The following is an 18,440-nucleotide window of genomic DNA, read 5'->3' as shown; positions in this document are numbered from 1 at the left end:
TAGCCCCCCTTAAGAAGGGGGGGACAAGACTCTTCTCAAAGTCAACCCCTACTCCCCTTCTTAAGGGGGATTTAGGGGGATCTCCGGGGGACAAGAGTTTAACTGCCTAATCTAATCTCAAACATCATAAATCACAACTCCAAAATATTTAAAATCTTCCTACTAAATTAGCCACCATTAATCCTAGTACAACCGGCTGGATGGGCTTAACCATATGTCTTTGAAAACCAGCTTCGATCGCCCTTTCGCGTTCTTTATCGCCCGCATAGGCAGTCAGCGCCGCGGCTGGGATTTCTCCTCCGGCTTCCGCAGCCAGAGCTCGCACTTCTCGAATTAAGAAATACCCATCTTCCTCTGGCATTCCGATATCGGAGATGAGCACGTCATATCTGCCCGGATTTTCAGTCAAAGCAGCGATCGCACTTCTGGCAGATTCAACAGCCAAAACCTCCGCCCCGTAGCCTTCAAGCACAAATTGTAAGAAGTCGCGGGTATCGATCAGATCGTCTACGGCTAAGATGTGCAAACCTTTGAGAGAGGGGACGCGATCGCTAGAGGCGTTTAAAGGCTCTACCAAATCAGTTGACTTTAAATCGATCGCCGATGTCAACTCTGGCGGTAGGGATCGCAACGGCAATCTCACAGTCATTGTAGTTCCTTGTTCCTCACCCGGACTTTCGGCTTGCACCGTTCCCCCGTGCAATTCAACCAGGTGACGCACGATCGACAAACCCAATCCCAGCCCTTGATTAGTCTTAGTGCTGGTGGAATCGCCTTGATGGAAACGATCGAAAATATACGGCAAAAATTGTGCCTCAATGCCTTTTCCGGTATCCCTGACTCGAAGTTGAGCATGATTCTCGATCGCCGATAGCAGGATTTCCACTCGTCCTCCCGCCGGAGTAAACTTAATCGAATTAGACAGAAGATTCCACACAACTTGCTGCAAGCGATTGATATCCCCTAAAACAGTTGTAGAAATCAACTCCGAAACAATTTGAATGTTTTTTGCTTCGGCTGATAATTGAACCCCCTCCAGCGCGGCTTGCACCACTAACCGCAGATCGATCGGACAAATGCACAGTTGAAGCTTGCCACTGGTAATCCGGGAAATATCCAGAATATCTTCGATTAACTGAGATTGCGCCCTCGCGCTGCGATCGATCACCTCTAAAGCCTTAGTAACGGCTGGTTCCTTCAGTTTCCCGGAACGCAGAATTTGTGCCCAGCCCAGGATCGGAGTCAGGGGATTGCGTAATTCGTGGGAGAGATTCGCCAGAAATTCATCTTTACTACGGTTGGCTGTTTCTGCCTGGTGGCGGGCCAACTGTTCATGCAGTAATAACTGCGATCGTACTGTCTCAAACTGCTTGCGCTGCGTGATATCCTCGATCGACAACAGAATCATTAAAGCTTGGTCTTCTCGTTCAAGTTTACAAGCATTCAGCAGCAGGATTTTCTGCCCGATCTGCTCAAACAGGTGCTCCAACTCAAAGTTTTCAAGCTTAACATCACTCACCAGAATATCTTCCAAAATCCATCGCAATTGGGGAATATTCCACTGCCCGTTGCCTAGCTCAAACAGCGAATATTTTGCTGTTTCTGACGGTGAAACCTGAAACAATTCATAAAACGATCGATTTGCTTTATTCACTCGGAAATCAGCATCTAAGACAACTAAAGGCGTTTGCACCGTTTCCACAATGGTTTCAGCATAATTTCGCGCCTCCTCCAAGGTTCTGGCACTGCGTTTAAGAGCATCAATATCGAGCAAAACCATCACCACACCGTCAATCTGGTTTTCCGTTGTTCGGTAAGGACGAATGCGGAGGTTGTACCAATATCCCGATAAAGTTTGAATTTCTTGTTCTTTCGTCTGGAGAGTATCAATCACCTCCAAAATCATCTGTTCCAAGTCAGGAACGTTCAGAGTTGAGCGGATGTCGCTAAAAGGTCGTCCAACATCTGTGGGAATCACACTAAAAATTTGCTGTGCCGTTGGCGTAAAGCGTCGAATCTGTAAATCGTTTGTCAGCATTAAAATAGGGATATTGATACTGGAAAGCAAATTTATCAGATCGTTATTGACCCGGCTTTGTTCAATATTTCGGCTGCGAAGTTCCTCGTTAGTGGTAGTGAGTTCCTCGTTAGTGGCTTGAATCTCTTCTTTGGCAGTTTCTAACTCCTCGTTGGTGCTTTGCAACTCCTCATTGCTCGATAGGATTTCTTCGTTGGCAATTTTGATGTCTTGGTTGAGAGTTTCGTGTTCCTGGATCACCGCTTGCAGTTGCGCTTGCACCGCAGTTTTGTCTTGGTAAGCGGTTGCAAGTGCCTGCCTCAGCAGCTCAATTTCGCGCACTAAATCAGCTTGATCGAAGCTTTCAGAAGGGAGAGTGCTGAAGTTAAGCACCGGGGGTGAAGCCTCTTCAAATACCACCAAAAAGTAGCGTCCTTCGACCGCCTGTGGCTGGAACGGAATCACCTCAAAATTGACGATAGTCGATCGTCGGGCCGATTCAACAACCGATACCCCTTCTTTCCTAACGGTCACGTTCTCCGTTTGTGCCTGATAAATGGCGGTGCGAAGCTCAACTAGCAAGCCTTCCCTTGCCATTGTCAGCAAGTTTAAGTCGGCCGTTCCGAAGGCCAGTCTCAAGTAAGGATTGATGTCTCCCCGTACTTGCAGGATGTTCATGAGCTCGTTGACAACCACACCTGCTAGGGCATAGCGATTCAAAATCAGTTGGTCTGTTTCTCGCTGTAAATCAAAGCTATTTGTCAAATTTTCCTTCACTCCCTGCTGTTCACGTGCTTTAGCTACGGGATAGGAACTAGGCGTAAACGAAAAAGTCGGACGAGTCGCCGTCAAGTTTTTGGCATAAATTTTATATTTTTTTTCCACTGAAGTAAACAAGTATGAGAATTTTCCGGTACTCTCAGAAGTGCCTAACAACAGAAAGCCATTTGGGTTAAGACTGTAATGAAAAATGGGCATCACTTTTTTTTGCAATGACTCTCCCAAGTAGATCAGGACATTGCGACAGCTAACTAAATCGAGATTGGAAAAAGGCGGGTCGCTACCTAAGTCCTGTCGGGCAAATACACACAGTTCGCGGACTGCCTTGCTGATTCTATAGCTACCTTCTTCTTGGGCAATAAAGTAGGCACTACGTCGTTCTGGTGAAACATCTACCATCTGGTTTTCTGAGTAGACGCCAGACCTCGCTTTGCCAATTGCCTGTTCGCTAATGTCTGTGGCAAAAATCTGGATCGATGGCTGGATGACTCGATCCCCCAAAAACTCTAACAAGCAAATCGCGATCGAATAAACTTCTTCACCTGTCGAACATCCCGCCACCCAAATCCGAATCGGAGTTTCGGCCGATTTATTTTGGGTAATCCTGGGGAAAACCAGTTCTGTTAACTTTTCAAAGGCTTCGGGATCGCGGAAGAAACTGGTAACGTGGATCAGGATTTCTTCATATAGGGCTGTGACTTCAGCCGAATGGTGTCGAAGATGTTGGGCGTAATCATTCAAGGTTTCCAGCTTGTACAGTACCATCCGTCGCTGAATGCGTCGAGCGATCGTGGTGGGTTTGTAGTGGCTAAAATCTACGCCTGTGGTCGATTTCAGCAGCGCAAAAATACTTGCCAGGGCATTTTCCTGTTCGGGCGATTCTTCAACTTTTGTCAGGGGAAGCGGGCCAGTGAGAAGGGGATTGTGACTATAGTTTGCCAGTTCCTCGGCAATTTTTTCCGGTGGGAGAACGAAATCGACATTGCCTGTGGCAACAGCGGTATTCGGCATACTATCGACTTTTGCTGTGTCTTGACATTGAGCAAAAGTCATGCCTCCGGCTGCTTTGATTGCCTTGAGCCCCAGTGAACCGTCTCCGTCTCCCCCGGATAAAACTACGGCGATTGCTTTGTGCCCGCGATCGACTGCCAATGAGGTAAAAAACGCATCTCCCGGCATATATTTGCCATAAATCTTCTCGCGAGGCGATAGTTTCAGCGCGCCGTTAGATACCACCATCTTGGTGTTGGGCGGAATAACGTAGACTTGATTGGGCTCTACAGCTATGCCGTCTTTTACCTCATTAACAGGCATTTGCGTCGTTCTCGCGAGAATCTCGCTCAGCAGACTTTTGTGATCGGGGGCTAAATGCTGAATCAGCACAAACGCCATACCCGTATCGCTCGGTAAATGGCTCAGTAACTGCGTGAATGCTTCCAACCCTCCTGCTGAGGCCGCAATCCCAACAATGGGAAAGGGGGCATCGGTTTCGGCTAATTGTTCGCTGTCGAGGGCGGCTGGTGCGATCGATTCGGGTGTATTTTCTGGAGATAATTGAGGAGAAGTCATAATGTGAAGTCCTGGACTTCAGTTATTTAGGAGCTTACGTATCTGGCAACTGTACGACTAATTAATTTAGACTATTTTGATACTCGGTTAACTTGCCATCCTAACGCAACTCCCTTAAGCATGAGCTACACTGTGGGAGCCACGAGCTGAGCGCGATCGAACAATGCTATATCCTGTTGGGGCGATCGCTACTAGAGGCTGGTAATAACCAAGTAGTATTTATTTGCTTGCCTACTTAGCTTTTTTCACCCGCCAGTGTAGCAGAAAGTGCGATTACTGATTCCGTATTAATTCTAGCAGTATAAGCGACTTGTGCGCCTTGTATTCCTTTTAAATCTTCTACTCGTTTTTGAATTTCGGAGACTCCAGCAGCTTTTAATGCACTTAAAAATGCTGGGTCATGATAAACTTCTTCGGAAAACGAAACTTCGTCACTTTTAGAAAGATTTTGAATGCGGGCGGCTTTGTTGACTGTCGAGCCAAAATAGTCGATCGAATTATTAAGATTTACCAGCAAAGCCGTACCTCGGTGAATGCCAATCCTGACTTGAATCCACTCTGCTTGTTGGCGAGTGGAGTTATACTCTCTCAAACAGGCTACAGCACCAGCGGCAGCCATAATTGCTTGTTCGTTGCTGATAAAGGAAGCCATGACGGCATCGCCAATGGTTTTAATGACTTTTCCGCCAAATTTCTCGATCGACTCAAAGAAAATTTCAAAATGATCGCGCACAATATTGTAAGCTTTGGTATCTCCCAGTGTTTCGTACATTCTGGTAGAACCGGTAATATCAGTAAACATAATAGTAATTGCCCGAATCTTGACTCGCTCTCTTTCCGAGATTACTCGATCGCCGAACAAACGCTTATAATCCGGGTGATGAAGCAGTTGCATTCCTGACAGCCGCAGGGGCAGTTGCTCTACTGTCAATTCATCTGGCAATTCATCGGAATGCAAAATCAGCCCCGACAAATTGTGTTCCGTATTAGTTAATTCTATCTTGACTTTTCCGGGACGCACGGCCAGCTCTTGTTTGTCAAAATCTGGGCCGGCCAACTGCTGGAGTTGAATTTCTTGTATGGTTTCTGTTTCTTCGCCTTCAACCTTTAAAATCCCTTTAGCTAAAGTCAAGGGACAGCAGTAGCGATATCGACCGTTTTCTAAGGTAACAATCTCCGATTCGGTGCAGTATAAAGGCGTTACCAGTTGCAGTTTGCTCTGAAGTACGGGAGGGGGAGCGCAGACGGGCCGCAGTTGCGGATCTTCGATTTCTTTGTTCAGGGAAAAGGTAACTTCCACGCGATCGAGCAAATCAATTTTAAACTCGCGATCGCACATCGGGCAAAAAGACATTTCTGATGTGTCTGCCAAATCTTTAAATTCTTCTGTAATCATGTTGCAGTGGGGGCAGTGAATATCCCAGTGCAAGTCGAAGGCACCGGCTTTCACTCCGTGCAGAAATTCGGAAGTAATTTTTTTAACATTCTTGACTGTATCGCCTGCTACGTAGTATGGATTAATTCTCAATCTCTGCAAAATGTGGGAACCTGTTAACCAGTTTTCGATTTGGTCGATCGTTCCTTTGCTCGAATTGGGACGTTTTTTGAGCTGTTCTAATTTTTCTTTTAATAGTTCGATTTTCATGACTCACTTGCCTTTGAGCCTCATGGCAAGAAATTTCTAAGTATTATTTTGTGTAATTTGCTTGTCTAGTTTGTTTTTGCCTGAGAATGCTGATGAGTTTGCACTTGTGCGGATGTCCCTGATGTTTGTAAATCTTAACAAATTAGCAGCATAAAGGCTAGGTTTATTTAGGAAGATCGATCGCGCTGCCACTTGTTTTAATTTAAAGTGCGATCGGTGCATCTGCCAGCAGGAACATATTAAATTGTTGGTAATTGGTAATTGCTAATTGGTAATTGCTAATTGTCAACCACTAAGTAGGGAGACAGCAATGCCCATAGGTGTCAACTTAAGCTGTTAGCTCGCCAAGTTCGTTAGTCATCCCGTCAGTCCGCCAGGGGTTTCAACCCTTGCCGGACTATGGGTTTAACGTTAAGTTGACACCTATGGGCAATTCCGTTTCCCTACAAATGCGCGCGTACTTTTCAGAATTGATATTAATTGGTAATTAATGATTGGTAATTGGGACGTTTAAGGCAAAAAAAAAGAGGGAATTTTCCCTCTTTTAATAACACTAACTGTGATGTTATTCTTCCGTCGCAGGAGGGATTTCTTCCTCTACATCTAATACTGCTTCGGGTGCTGCTTCAGGTGCTGCTTCGGGTGCTGCTTCGGGTGCTGCTTCGGGTGCTGCTTCGGGTGCTACTTCAGGTGCTACTTCCGGCAGATCCTCTTCCATTGCTGAGGGCACATCTTCGAGTTCGTCGGAGAGGTCATCATCAGCATCGATCGAGTCTACAGGAATGTCTATGCCTGCTTTAGCTTGCTTTTGAGCCAGCATTTTCTCGCGGAACTTAGCTGCCATTTCCTCAGCTTTTTCGTATACCAATTCGCGATTTTTGACCATCGCTCCAGGCTCCGGTTCCAACTGCTTGGTGGAGAGAGAAATCCGGCCTCTCTCGGCATCCAAGTCAATGATCATCACTTTCACTTCGTCGTTAACATTGAAAACGCTATGAGGCGTATCGATGTGATCGTGCGAAATTTCCGAGATGTGCAGCAAGCCGCTGACGCCGCCGATGTCGATAAAGGCACCGTAAGGCTTGATACCGCGTACTGTACCGATGACGACTTCCCCGACTTCGAGGCGGTTCATCTTGCGCTCAACTAAGGCGCGACGATGACTCAACACTAGGCGGTTGCGGTCTTCGTCTACCTCTAAGAATTTTAATGGTAATTCTTCGGCGACTAATTCTTCCTTCGGTTTGCGGGTACTGATGTGAGAACCGGGAATAAAGCCTCGCAAGCCTTCTATTCTCACGAGTGCGCCGCCGCGGTTGGTGGCAAATACTTGCGATCGTACTGTGGCATCTTCTGCTTGCAGTTGTCGCACTCTTTCCCACGCCCGCATATACTCGATGCGCCGGATGGACAGGGTTAACTGTCCGTCTTCATTTTCATCGGTTAGAATGAAAAATTCTCTGGTTTCGTTTGATTGCAATACCTCTTCAGGGCTTTCCACTCGATTGATGGACATTTCCTGAATGGGAATGTACGCTGCTGTTTTAGCACCGATATCAATCAGAGCGCCCCTCGGTTCTATACTAAAAACTGTACCCGCTACTACATCGCCCGGGCTAAAGTGATAGTCATATTTATCAAGTAGGGCTGCAAAATCTTCGTGAGTAAAGCCGATGTCTTTGACTGTGGTTTTGAGATTGACCATGCGAATAGTTTCCTAGGATTTCTCTCCTTCATGTTTTTCGTTTGTGCCGGCAGATATTCGAGATTTTGGTGAAAAAGCGATTAACTTTTTTCCAAATCTTTTACTAAAGTCAGTTTTTGCTAACTTTTGCCGGGTGCAACTGCACACCAGCGCTTGCCATTACTGTTACTCCATACTCTGTGTTAAAACGTTGAATCTTAACATTCCGAGTCAAGTAGACTATTTTGACACTCTCAGGTATAAATAAACTGAGATTCTTCATTCAACGAGCCGACTTGCTGGCGACAGGATTACTCCAGTCTAAGTAGAGGTCGGTTTCTCCAGAAGCGTAAATTTCGGTATGTCCTACCGTATTTAATTAGTCACCGAGCTTTAGTTAGGTTTTGTTCAAATGCGAGCTTTCCTAAACTGCAACACCGTTAGGTGTGACTACGCACTCAACTAATCCAGTTAAGTTTTTACGTTGTCTAGTTATACTCTATTTTAGACCGATGACGATCATATCACACCCAGCACTATTACTGAGAAAAAAGAACACTCGCTCGAAAGAGAGTCCCTTGAGTCGCTATTCCTCCCGGCCTTCCTCGCGACAAGGTTTTCAATCTCCCAAAATATTTCTATAAATTAATTTAAGCGAGCTTAGCTGGGACTAGCGCAGGATGCTGGGCTTTCTCGATCGACTGCTTCGGAATCCGGCAAATCTGCGTCAAAATTTGTCCCTGTTTCTGTATCTTCAGCTTCGTTGAGGGGATTCTGAAGGTGATTTAGGGTATCTACAAAATCTCGGATGCCTCGAAATTGCCGATATACCGAGGCAAAACGGACATAAGCGACTTCGCTGAGGGGTCGCAGGTGCAACAGCACCAGTTCCCCTATTTCTGAACTGGCGATTTCTCGGAGCGATCGACCTTGAAGTTGCGCTTCAATTTCTTCAGCCAGAGTTTCGAGATGCCCCGAAGACAAACCTGTTTTTTCGCAGGCCCGAATCAATCCCCTGACTAATTTTGACCTGTCAAAAGATTCGCGCTTGCCGTCCCGCTTGATCACCGTAATCGGCACAAATTCTATGCGTTCGTAGGTTGTGAAGCGGTGCTGGCAGTTCAAACACTCACGCCGCCGACGGATGCTTTGACCTGATTCGGCTGAACGCGATTCTAGAACGCGGCTATTTGTGTGTTGGCAGGAGGAACAGCGCATGATTGCTGAGTTTAACAGGCATTGCCAGCAAATTGCCATTCATCTAACCCCTTGGGGTCTGATGAATGGCTGGACTAGAAAAATCACTTAGCACACAGCGGTGAAAGAGTCCCGCACCAAATTAGATCACTATGATGCGGGCTAACCGCAGTCCGGTTCAGGATATTTTGGACTTACCGCAGGCGTATAGCTAATTATTTGCCAATCCGGGGAGGTTCCCGAAAGGCGATCGCAAAAAATAGTACGCCTATGGCTAAAGCCAGAATCAAAATGTAAGCAACACTTTCCATGTTAAATTTTCCCTATCTTCCCTTGCCGTATTATTTTATCGTGAACAAACCTGACGGTCAACTGAGTACAGTTAGACCGCAGGCTTCTTTTTCCTTTTTTTCAAAGGCTTTTTATAGTGAGGTAGTTCCACCCCCACTTGCTAATATAGTATCAGAGTATTTCCCGATCATCTTGGGGTTTAAAAGAATAATTGTCGGTTTCGGTACCAAAACCCAACAAACCTTTCATCCCAAGGAGTAATTCCCAACGGGGTACGGGGCCGAGCGCTCAGATTAATCCCCTCTAAATATACGTTCGGGACTTCCCGGCTGGTAGTTAATTGCTGGTTTTATTCTTAACTAAAAAAACCCGGTTTCTTGAAGAAACCGGGTTTTTGTGTAGCGGGGAAGTTTCCCCCCTACCCAGAGGCTGGCAAAATTTAGAGAGGTTCTTGTCTTCTGGTGGTTACGTCGCCCAGTTTTTGGAACAGGCCCCACTCGACTTGTTCTTCCAAGTCAGCCTCAACTCCAGCAAACACGTCGCGGAAAATAGTCCGAGAACCGTGCCAGATATGGCCGAAGAAGAATAGCAAAGCAAAGCAAACGTGTCCGAATGTGAACCAACCGCGAGTCGAAGTGCGGAAAACGCCGTCCGAGTTCAAGGTTTCGCGATCGAATTCAAACACTTCACCCTTTTGAGCAGCGCGAGCAAACTTCTTAACATCTAGAGGATTATTAAAGGTTTGACCGTTAAGTTCACCACCGTAGAAGCTGACGGTAACTCCGCTTTGTTCAAAGCTGTATTTTGATTCAGCACGGCGGAAGGGGATGTCAGCGCGAACGACCCCATCTTTGTCCGTCAAAATTACTGGGAAAGTTTCAAAGAAGTTGGGGAGGCGGCGAACCGACAATACCCGACCTTCGCTGTCAGTAAATACTGGATGGCCCAGCCAAGATTTAGCAATACCGTCGCCATTGACCATCGCGCCGGCCCGGAACAAACCGCCTTTAGCAGGAGAGTTGCCCACGTAGTCGTAGAAAGCCAATTTTTCAGGAATTTGTTCGTAAGCTTCTTGGAAGCTTTGGCCACCGGCCAAGCTAGCTTGAGCTCTGCGATCGATTTCTTGTTGGAAATAGCCGCCGTCCCACTGATAGCGAGTCGGGCCAAAAAGTTCGATCGGAGTTGCAGCAGAACCGTACCACATCGTACCCGCAACCACAAAGGCTGCAAAGAACACAGCAGCGATACTGCTAGAAAGTACAGTTTCGATATTCCCCATCCGCAGGGCTTTGTAAAGACGTTCCGGCGGCCGCACTGTCAAGTGGAACAAACCGGCAATTACGCCGACTACGCCCGCTGCAATGTGGTGAGCCACGATGCCGCCCGGATTGAACGGATCGAAGCCTTCAGGGCCCCAAGAAGGCGCCACTGGCTGGACGTGACCGGTCAGGCCGTAGGGGTCGGACACCCACATTCCCGGCCCAAAAAGTCCCGAAAGGTGAAATGCGCCGAAGCCGAAGCAAAGCAAGCCGGAGAGGAACAGGTGAATGCCAAACATTTTTGGCAAGTCAAGGGCTGGTTCACCGGTGCGAGGGTCTCTGAAAAGTTCTAAGTCCCAAAATACCCAGTGCCAAACTGCTGCTAAGAACAGCAGGCCAGAGAGGACGATGTGAGCGACGGCGACGCCTTCAAAGGACCAGAAGCCCGGATCGACGTTACCTTCGCCAGTGATGCTCCAACCGCCCCAAGAACCCGTAACTCCCAAGCGAGTCATGAAGGGCAACACGAACATCCCTTGACGCCACATTGGGTTCAGAACTGGGTCTGTGGGATCAAAAACTGCTAGTTCATAAAGGGCCATTGAGCCGGCCCAACCTGCCACGAGGGCAGTGTGCATTAAGTGTACAGAAATCAATCGGCCTGGGTCATTTAAGACGACTGTGTGTACGCGATACCAGGGTAGTCCCATTGACTGCGGTTCTCCAAGGTGTAAGTGATGATGTCTATTTTTACGGAAAAATCAGATTTTGAATCCCCAGCAGTTACCTGCAGGGTTTAAACTCTGCCTTTTGCCGACTGCCATCTACCTTCAAAGGTGGAGGCATAAAAATGAAAGTTATTTAAAGAAGTGTATCGAGTGTTAGAACCGATTGCAATATGTTGAGCATTACATTAGTTGCGGGTTGCCCATTTCGCAGCGGGCGGCGATCGTCCCGAGGCGTTCGAGGACTTGCTCGGCATCGATCAGTCTGGTGAGGGTGACGTTGCCGATATTTTTGGCGGGATCGGCAGGATCGGGACGGACTGCGGGTTGGACTTCTACCATGAGTACGGCGTCTTCTACGCGGTAGAGCCACATTTTTTCGTTGCGATCGGAAAGACAGAGGTTGAGCTGTTGGATGTCTGGCGCCCGCCTCCAGGCGGCGTGACTCCACTCGCCACCTACGCCCCAGACGCGCCCAACTTTCCAGCCGTCGGATAAGAAGAAGTATTTCACTTGTGTACGCTTGTTGAGATTTTTTTGTCTAACATAACGCAAAACTGCAATTGTACGGAACTATCGAACTGCGAAGGCGCGAAGGGTGCATATTAAATATGGTTATTCGATCGACTATTGCCTATAATATGCTATGTAAGGCATAATTTACTCAAATTAAGATAGCAGATAGTAGATTTACCGATCATTAGAATAAGTTAATCGAGCAAGAAACAGATGACAATTAGCCTGAAGACTATTATGGAGAATTTGCCTCCCGAACAACGAGCAATAGTCGAAAAGCGATCGGTTGAATTAATGGCTGAAGAAATGACCTTGCAAGACTTACGAAAAGCAAGGAAATTTACTCAGATTCGCATGGCAGAATTATTAAATATGCGTCAAGAAAATGTCTCGCGGCTAGAACGCCGTGCGGATTTGTTGGTATCTACTTTGCAAAGTTATATCGCGGCAATGGGTGGGGAGTTGTCATTTGTCGTAGAATTCAAAGATCGACCCCCCGTAAAAATTACTGGATTAACATTGATGTTTGAAGAAAGCAGCTACACTAATGGAGAGGAAGAGTTTTAATTGAGGAACACCGTTTTTTTAGTGAGAGCGATCGAGTCTTCAAAGTCGTTTGCGGTGTGCAAAATGTTGGATTAGCTGAGAGTATTTAGGCAAGTAGCTTGGGTTAGGTTGGGATCGACGGTGGCGAGGGTTAGTTCGTAATGAACGGCGGTGGCGGCAATGAATCTATCTGCGGGGTCTTGGTGTATTATATCTAGTTGACGGCTCAGAATCGCAATTTCATTGGTGAGGATTGCTTCTTTTGTGTCGAGTTCTTGTAGGCTTTTTTGAATCCATTTTTCTGGTGTGGGTTCTAGGGTTAATCTTCCTTTTTCGGCGAGTAGTAGGGTTTCCCAAATGCTAATGGGACTTAACCAAAGTTCGTTTTCTTCGTTAGCAATCGCCGTTTGTAAAGTGGTTGATAGGCGAGGATTCCCAAGACGATACCAAAGCCAAATGTGGGTATCTAGTAAGAGTTTCATGACAGGACATCCCAAGTTACGATGTTAGAGGTTGGCTCGATGATATCTCCGATAATTTTGCCGCTATCTTTGACAGATCCGAAGGCTGCTCGTTTACTTTTTTTGATGGGGGAGATAATGGCAACAGCCCGATCGTTTTGGGCGATGGTGAGGGGTTCGCCGGTTTGTATGGCTTGGGTGAGTAGGGCTTGGATGGTTTCGGGAAGGTCGGAAAGGGCGATCTGTGTCATGGTGTTAGTGGGGTGAGGGTATAGGGACTTACCGTACATCGATTTTAAGCTGTTGTGCATCTAGATTATCTATGATATTAGAGGGGGAGAGGATTTGACGATTTTTGGAATGTTGGGTTTCGTTCCTCAACCCAACCTACAATTTAAGCCAATTCTAGGGAAAGAAAACACGCCCTAGTCCTACCCGGACTAAAACCTAATTTTGCCAGATGTCTATTATTCAATCTAAAATCTAAAATCTAAAATCTAAAATCGAATGACCGCACAAACACCAGTACAATTCCAAGACAGTTTCGACATCATCGTAGTAGGTGGCGGACACTCCGGCTGCGAAGCCGCCCTCGCCACTTCTCGCCTCGGCTGTCGCACCCTTCTCCTCACCCTCAACCTCGACAAAATTGCGTGGCAACCTTGCAATCCGGCTGTCGGCGGCCCGGCTAAAACCCAACTTACTAACGAAGTTGATGCGTTAGGCGGGGAAATTGGCAAAATGGCCGATCGCACCTACTTACAAAAGCGCGTCCTCAACGCATCGAGAGGCCCCGCAGTGTGGGCGCTGAGAGCACAAACAGACAAGCGGGAATACGCCGCTGTGATGAATAATATTGTTGAAAATCAAGAGAATTTAACCATCCGCGAAGCGATGGTAACAGACTTAGTTTTGGGCAAAAATGAAGAAGTTATCGGAGTCGAAACATACTTCGGCGTCGCTTTTGAATGCAAAGCAGTAATTCTCACCACAGGCACTTTTTTAGGTGGCACGATTTGGGTAGGCAATAAGTCGATGCCCGCCGGACGTGCGGGAGAATTTGCCGCCGTTGGTTTGACGGAAACTCTCAACCGTTTGGGCTTTGAAACTGGCAGATTGAAGACTGGAACTCCGGCAAGAGTTGACAAACGTACTCTCGATTACACCAACCTAGAACCGCAGCCGGGAGATACAGAGGTTCGCTGGTTTAGTTTCGATCCAGAAGTTTGGATCGAACGGGAACAAATGCCTTGTTATTTAACTCGAACTACGCCAGCTACTCATCAGTTAATTAGAGACAATTTGCACCTTTCTCCAGTCTACGGCGGCTGGGTTGATGCTAAGGGGCCGCGCTATTGTCCGAGTATTGAAGATAAGATTGTGCGGTTTGCGGATAAGGAAAGTCACCAGATTTTTATTGAACCCGAAGGTAGAGATATTCCTGAACTTTATATCCAAGGATTTTCTACTGGTTTACCAGAAAATTTGCAGTTGCAAATGCTGCGGACTCTTCCGGGTTTGGAAAAGTGCGAGATGATGCGCCCTGCTTATGCTGTGGAGTATGATTATTTGCCGGCTACTCAGTGCTTTCCAACGCTGATGACTAAGAAGATCGAAGGGCTGTTTTGCGCGGGTCAGGTGAACGGTACAACTGGATATGAGGAGGCGGCTGCACAGGGGATTGTGGCGGGGATTAATGCCGCGAGGTTTGCGAAAAATCAGGAGATGATTGTGTTTCCTCGCGAGCAAAGTTATATCGGCACTTTGATCGATGATTTGTGCACGAAGGATTTGCGGGAACCTTACCGGATGTTGACTTCGCGATCGGAATATCGGCTATTATTGCGATCGGACAATGCGGATCAACGCTTGACGCCGCTGGGACGGGAAATTGGTTTGATTGACGATCGCCGGTGGGAGTTGTTCGATCGCAAACAAGCTAATATTGTGGCAGAGAAGGAACGCTTGTACTCGACGCGGGTGAAAGAACACGAGGAAGTAGGCAAGGCAATTTTTGCTGACACTCAACAAGCGATTAAAGGTTCAATTACTCTGGCTGATTTGTTGCGTCGTCCTGGTTTTCATTATGTGGATTTGGAACGCTACAATTTAGGCAATTCTAGTCTGAAGTTGGCTGAGAAAGATGGTGCAGAAATTGACATCAAATATTCCGGCTACCTGCAAAGACAGCAAAATCAAATTGATGACATTGCCAAACACGAACGCCGACAATTGCCTGCGGATTTGGATTACATGGCAATTACAACTCTCTCGAAGGAATCGCGGGAAAAATTGGCTAAGGTAAGACCACTGACGATTGGCCAAGCAGCGAGAATTGGCGGGGTGAATCCGGCTGATGTTAATGCTTTGTTGATTTTTCTGGAAGTGCGAAACCGTCAGCAGCCGGCTGGTGTAGGAAAATAACCTCAACTAGAGGTGTTTCAAAGCTGCCTTCAATTTTATGGAATAGCAGGATGAAAAAGTGTGACTATTGTGAAACCACTATTTTGTTCTGCAGCTTTCCTATTGAGGGATATACAGCATATTCCATGTATATGTGGTACACACAAGAAGAGCGATCGCCTGCTGTTTGGTGCGTCGCCACCCGTCAATGTGCAATCTTTATCAAATATGAAGGAGCGACGCACCCTACCGATTAACACCAGACTTGGCTTATAAAAACTCCGAAATCGGGAATTGATACCTGTATTCAGCAACGCCACAAAAACGGAAAACTGGCAGAATGTCAACTAGAATTGATGAAACTCTGCCAGTATATTGTAGATATTGATCAATCCTCGAACCCCAACTTTCATAAAGAGTGCGAGAGAGAGGGGGAGACAGCGAGAGGGAGAGGGGGAGAGGGGGAGAATTGGGAAACACAGTTAAATTCATCCGTGTATCCGTGTCCGAATCCGTGTCGTGCCATTCTTCCCTCTTCCTTCCTCCTTCCTTTAATGTGCCCAGAGAATCACACCAGCTTCATAAGGACTGCTGAGATTATCGTGCTTGGGCAAAACCCGCAACGACAAGCCTTGCAAACCGCTAGAAGTATAAGTAATGTCAGCCGTATAAAGGCTAGCATTGTGAGAATCTTCTCCCAAATACTCCATCACCACCGGCACGCCACCAATGATATCGCCGTTAGCATCAACCGAACCTTGATAAAGTTCGACTTGCACGTCTGCAGGAGTCAATCCCTTCAGATTAATCCGAGATTTAACAGATATCGACTGATTGACTTTAACTTCTTTATCCTGCGAAATATCAACAGCCTCAATCTTAATATCGTGCCACTTCGCGAGAACGTGCTTCTTCCAGTGAGACAACTCCTTGGCCGGAGCGCAATTATCAGAAGTCATCGTGAAGAATCGATCGCTCACCGGGAAATAAGCCCGCCGCGCGTAATCCTTCACCATCCGAGCAGTATTGAAGAAAGGACAGTTCAAGCGAATAGAATCCTTCATTTTCTCCGTCCAACCGCGGGGAATGCCATCAGCATCCCGGTTGTAAAACAGCGGTACAACTTCCTTTTCCATCAAGTCGTACAAAGCATTCGCCTCGACATCATCCTGATACTTAGTATCTTCGTAAAATTCCCCATGTCCGATCGGCCAACCGGTACGAACATAATCAGCCTCATCCCACCATCCGTCTAGAATGCTCAGATTCGGCAAACCATTCATCGAAGCTTTCATCCCGGAAGTACCCGAAGCCTCACGCGGGCGGCGCGGCGTATTCAGCCACACATCGCAGCCAGACACCATCATCCGAGCAACGTTAATGTCGTAGTTCGGTAAAAACACCATCGAGCTCATCGTCTCGTGCTCGCGGATGAAGTGAACGATATCTCGAATCAATTCCTTACCCGGAATATCCATCGGGTGAGCCTTCCCAGCAATCACAAACTGCACCGGGCGATTTTGATCCCGCATGATCCGCATAATTCGATCGACATCGCGCAAAAACAGCGTCGCCCGCTTGTAAGTAGCAAAGCGGCGTGCAAACCCGATCGTCAGCACCTTCGGATTGAGAGCCTCCCGCGCGTGTTCGATTTCCGTTTGGGCCGCACCGCGCTCGCGCAAAGTCTTTTGCAGCCACTCCCGTGCGAACACCACCAACTCCGATCGACAGCGTTCGTGATTGCGCCACAATTCCTCATCAGGAATCGACGAAAGCCTGTCCCAGAGACGATCGTCCTTACCGGTCATTTCCCAGTCCGGGCCAAGGTATCGATCGTATAACTCCTGAGTAGACTTCGCCACACAACTGCGAGCGTGTACCCCGTTGGTAATCGAAGTAATCGGTACTTCTTCCTGCGGCAAACCCGGCCACAAACCCTGAAACATCGGGCGCGACACCACACCATGCAAAGCCGCCACCCCGTTGACAAAACTCGACATTTTAATTGCCAAAATTGCCATATTCAGAGGTGCGGACAAATCGCCAGTATTCTCCCGGCCCAATCCCAGAAACTCATCTTGCGACAAGCCAAACATCTTGGGATACTGACCTAAATAGTGCATCACCATATCCGGCTCGAACAAGTCAAACCCAGCCGGCACCGGCGTGTGAGTCGTAAACATACTGCTCGAAACCACCACCTGTTCCGCTTCTACGAAACTCAGGTGATATTCCTCCATCAGCATCCGAATGCGTTCCAAAGCCATGAAAGCCGCGTGGCCTTCATTCATGTGATAAGCCGTAACTGTCAGCCCCAATGCCTTGAGCATTTTCACGCCGCCAATACCCAGCATGATTTCTTGGTGCATCCGCAGAGTTTTATCACCGCCATACAGTTGGTCGGTAATATCTTGGTCGTAGCGACTATTAGGTTCAATATTTGTATCCATTAGGTACAAAGGAACCGTTCCCACTTGTACCCGCCAAATCCGGGCGTACACCTTGCGGCCGGGATAGTCTACCTCAATCCGCAATTCCGAACCGTCGGGATTGCGTTCTGGGTGCAGCGGCATATTGTAGAAATCGTTGAGCGGATAGCGTTCTTGCTGCCAGCCGTCGGCGTTGAGATACTGCGAAAAATAGCCTTCTTGGTAAAGCAGGCCGACACCGACTAAGGGCAAGCCCAAATCGCTAGCTGATTTGAGGTGGTCGCCTGCGAGCACACCCAAACCGCCCGAATAGATCGGTAGGGCTTTAACTAAGCCGAATTCCATCGAAAAGTAAGCGTAGCATTCTTGCTGCTCGGTGCCGCGCTGTTTGCGGTACCAGGCGCGGTTTTTGAGATAATCGTCTAACTGCTGGGCTGCTCGGTTCATTTGGGCAATGAAGCCTTCGTCTTCTGCCATTTCTTGCAGTCGCTCTTGAGATATGGTTCCGAGCATCAGCACCGGGTTTTGGTTGCTGGAGTCCCACAGGTCTCGATCAAGGCGGCGGAAGAGGTCTTTGGTATCGACGTTCCAGTCCCAGTGCAAGTTGTAGGCAAGCTTGCGTAGGGGTTCGAGAATTGTCGGTAGCGACGGGGAAACGTTAAATGTGCGAATTGGCTGCATAGACAAAGCATTTATGTTGGGGTAGCGATATTTTCCTCTGTCTTTGGGTACAAGTCCGTTATTCTGCACACTATTTTAAGTTTTAAGCTGCGGGGGGCGATCGCGATGCCGATCTGTATCGACTATCTGCAATGACACAGCAGTGCCGTGTCCCTAACTCAGCTAAGGATCGCGAATTAAATAACTTACAATTTTAATTGTTATTGTGGGATGGGCGTCCCGCCCGTCCAAAAAGGA

The 18,440-nt window shown here is 47.5% G+C and carries 12 protein-coding genes; 2 read left to right on the top strand and 10 right to left on the bottom strand.

Features of this window, described 5'->3' with window-relative positions:
• Positions 1-148 precede the first annotated feature (148 nt).
• From QT987_RS17790 to QT987_RS17760, 7 genes are all read right to left on the bottom strand, one after another.
• Positions 149-4,366 (bottom strand): chemotaxis protein CheB, encoded by a 4,218-nt coding sequence (locus QT987_RS17790; protein WP_333242301.1) that lies wholly within the window; start codon positions 4,364-4,366, stop codon positions 149-151.
• A 235-nt stretch (positions 4,367-4,601) separates the two neighbouring features.
• On the bottom strand, positions 4,602-6,011 hold the full coding sequence (locus QT987_RS17785; RefSeq protein WP_333242298.1) for an adenylate/guanylate cyclase domain-containing protein: 1,410 nt from the start codon (positions 6,009-6,011) through the stop codon (positions 4,602-4,604).
• Positions 6,012-6,576: 565 nt separating this feature from the next.
• Complete coding sequence (locus QT987_RS17780) at positions 6,577-7,716, bottom strand: 30S ribosomal protein S1 (RefSeq protein WP_333242295.1); 1,140 nt, start codon at positions 7,714-7,716, stop codon at positions 6,577-6,579.
• 639 nt (positions 7,717-8,355) lie between these two features.
• On the bottom strand, positions 8,356-8,913 hold the full coding sequence (nrdR, locus tag QT987_RS17775) for a transcriptional regulator NrdR (protein WP_333242409.1): 558 nt from the start codon (positions 8,911-8,913) through the stop codon (positions 8,356-8,358).
• 194 nt (positions 8,914-9,107) lie between these two features.
• Positions 9,108-9,203: a photosystem II reaction center protein T gene (locus QT987_RS17770; protein WP_006635641.1), complete on the bottom strand. Its 96-nt coding sequence runs from the start codon at positions 9,201-9,203 to the stop codon at positions 9,108-9,110.
• A gap of 419 nt (positions 9,204-9,622) precedes the next feature.
• Positions 9,623-11,152 (bottom strand): photosystem II chlorophyll-binding protein CP47, encoded by a 1,530-nt coding sequence (gene psbB / locus QT987_RS17765; RefSeq protein ID WP_333242292.1) that lies wholly within the window; start codon positions 11,150-11,152, stop codon positions 9,623-9,625.
• Positions 11,153-11,350: 198 nt separating this feature from the next.
• On the bottom strand, positions 11,351-11,680 hold the full coding sequence (locus tag QT987_RS17760) for a hypothetical protein (RefSeq protein ID WP_039887994.1): 330 nt from the start codon (positions 11,678-11,680) through the stop codon (positions 11,351-11,353).
• Between the two features lie 216 nt (positions 11,681-11,896).
• On the opposite strand from QT987_RS17760, the gene QT987_RS17755 reads away from it, so the two are divergent.
• On the top strand, positions 11,897-12,250 hold the full coding sequence (locus tag QT987_RS17755) for a transcriptional regulator (protein ID WP_333242289.1): 354 nt from the start codon (positions 11,897-11,899) through the stop codon (positions 12,248-12,250).
• A gap of 71 nt (positions 12,251-12,321) precedes the next feature.
• On the opposite strand, the gene QT987_RS17750 is transcribed toward QT987_RS17755, so the two are convergent.
• A complete protein-coding gene (locus QT987_RS17750) occupies positions 12,322-12,711 on the bottom strand; it encodes a PIN domain-containing protein (protein WP_333138798.1) in 390 nt (129 codons plus the stop codon).
• The gene (locus tag QT987_RS17745; RefSeq protein WP_333242286.1) at positions 12,708-13,001 is read right to left on the bottom strand and encodes a type II toxin-antitoxin system Phd/YefM family antitoxin; all 294 of its coding nucleotides are present in this window, start codon (positions 12,999-13,001) and stop codon (positions 12,708-12,710) included. The genes QT987_RS17750 and QT987_RS17745 overlap by 4 nt, the downstream gene beginning before the upstream one ends.
• A gap of 196 nt (positions 13,002-13,197) precedes the next feature.
• Here QT987_RS17745 and mnmG point away from each other — a divergent pair, with 196 nt between their 5' ends.
• Positions 13,198-15,114, top strand: a complete 1,917-nt coding sequence (gene mnmG, locus QT987_RS17740) for a tRNA uridine-5-carboxymethylaminomethyl(34) synthesis enzyme MnmG (protein WP_333242283.1) — start codon at positions 13,198-13,200, stop codon at positions 15,112-15,114.
• 530 nt (positions 15,115-15,644) lie between these two features.
• Here mnmG and glgP read toward each other — a convergent pair.
• A complete protein-coding gene (glgP, locus tag QT987_RS17735; protein ID WP_333242407.1) occupies positions 15,645-18,203 on the bottom strand; it encodes an alpha-glucan family phosphorylase in 2,559 nt (852 codons plus the stop codon).
• Positions 18,204-18,440 lie beyond the last annotated feature (237 nt).

This window comes from Microcoleus sp. SVA1B4, assembly GCF_036700545.1.
GTDB lineage: Bacteria > Cyanobacteriota > Cyanobacteriia > Cyanobacteriales > Microcoleaceae > Microcoleus.
This window is presented reverse-complemented; position numbering and strand designations above follow the sequence as displayed.

Bases quoted from the DNA above. Each gene is read 5' to 3' on its own strand.
- QT987_RS17780 (WP_333242295.1), bottom strand. From the start codon at position 7,716: ATGGTCAATCTCAAAACCACAGTCAAAGACATCGGCTTTACTCACGAA.
- QT987_RS17745 (WP_333242286.1), bottom strand. From the start codon at position 13,001: ATGCACAACAGCTTAAAATCGATGTACGGTAAGTCCCTATACCCTCAC.
- glgP (WP_333242407.1), bottom strand. From the start codon at position 18,203: ATGCAGCCAATTCGCACATTTAACGTTTCCCCGTCGCTACCGACAATT.
- QT987_RS17785 (WP_333242298.1), bottom strand. From the start codon at position 6,011: ATGAAAATCGAACTATTAAAAGAAAAATTAGAACAGCTCAAAAAACGT.
- mnmG (WP_333242283.1), top strand. From the start codon at position 13,198: ATGACCGCACAAACACCAGTACAATTCCAAGACAGTTTCGACATCATC.
- psbB (WP_333242292.1), bottom strand. From the start codon at position 11,152: ATGGGACTACCCTGGTATCGCGTACACACAGTCGTCTTAAATGACCCA.
- QT987_RS17770 (WP_006635641.1), bottom strand. From the start codon at position 9,203: ATGGAAAGTGTTGCTTACATTTTGATTCTGGCTTTAGCCATAGGCGTA.
- QT987_RS17790 (WP_333242301.1), bottom strand. From the start codon at position 4,366: ATGACTTCTCCTCAATTATCTCCAGAAAATACACCCGAATCGATCGCA.
- QT987_RS17755 (WP_333242289.1), top strand. From the start codon at position 11,897: ATGACAATTAGCCTGAAGACTATTATGGAGAATTTGCCTCCCGAACAA.
- nrdR (WP_333242409.1), bottom strand. From the start codon at position 8,913: ATGCGCTGTTCCTCCTGCCAACACACAAATAGCCGCGTTCTAGAATCG.
- QT987_RS17750 (WP_333138798.1), bottom strand. From the start codon at position 12,711: ATGAAACTCTTACTAGATACCCACATTTGGCTTTGGTATCGTCTTGGG.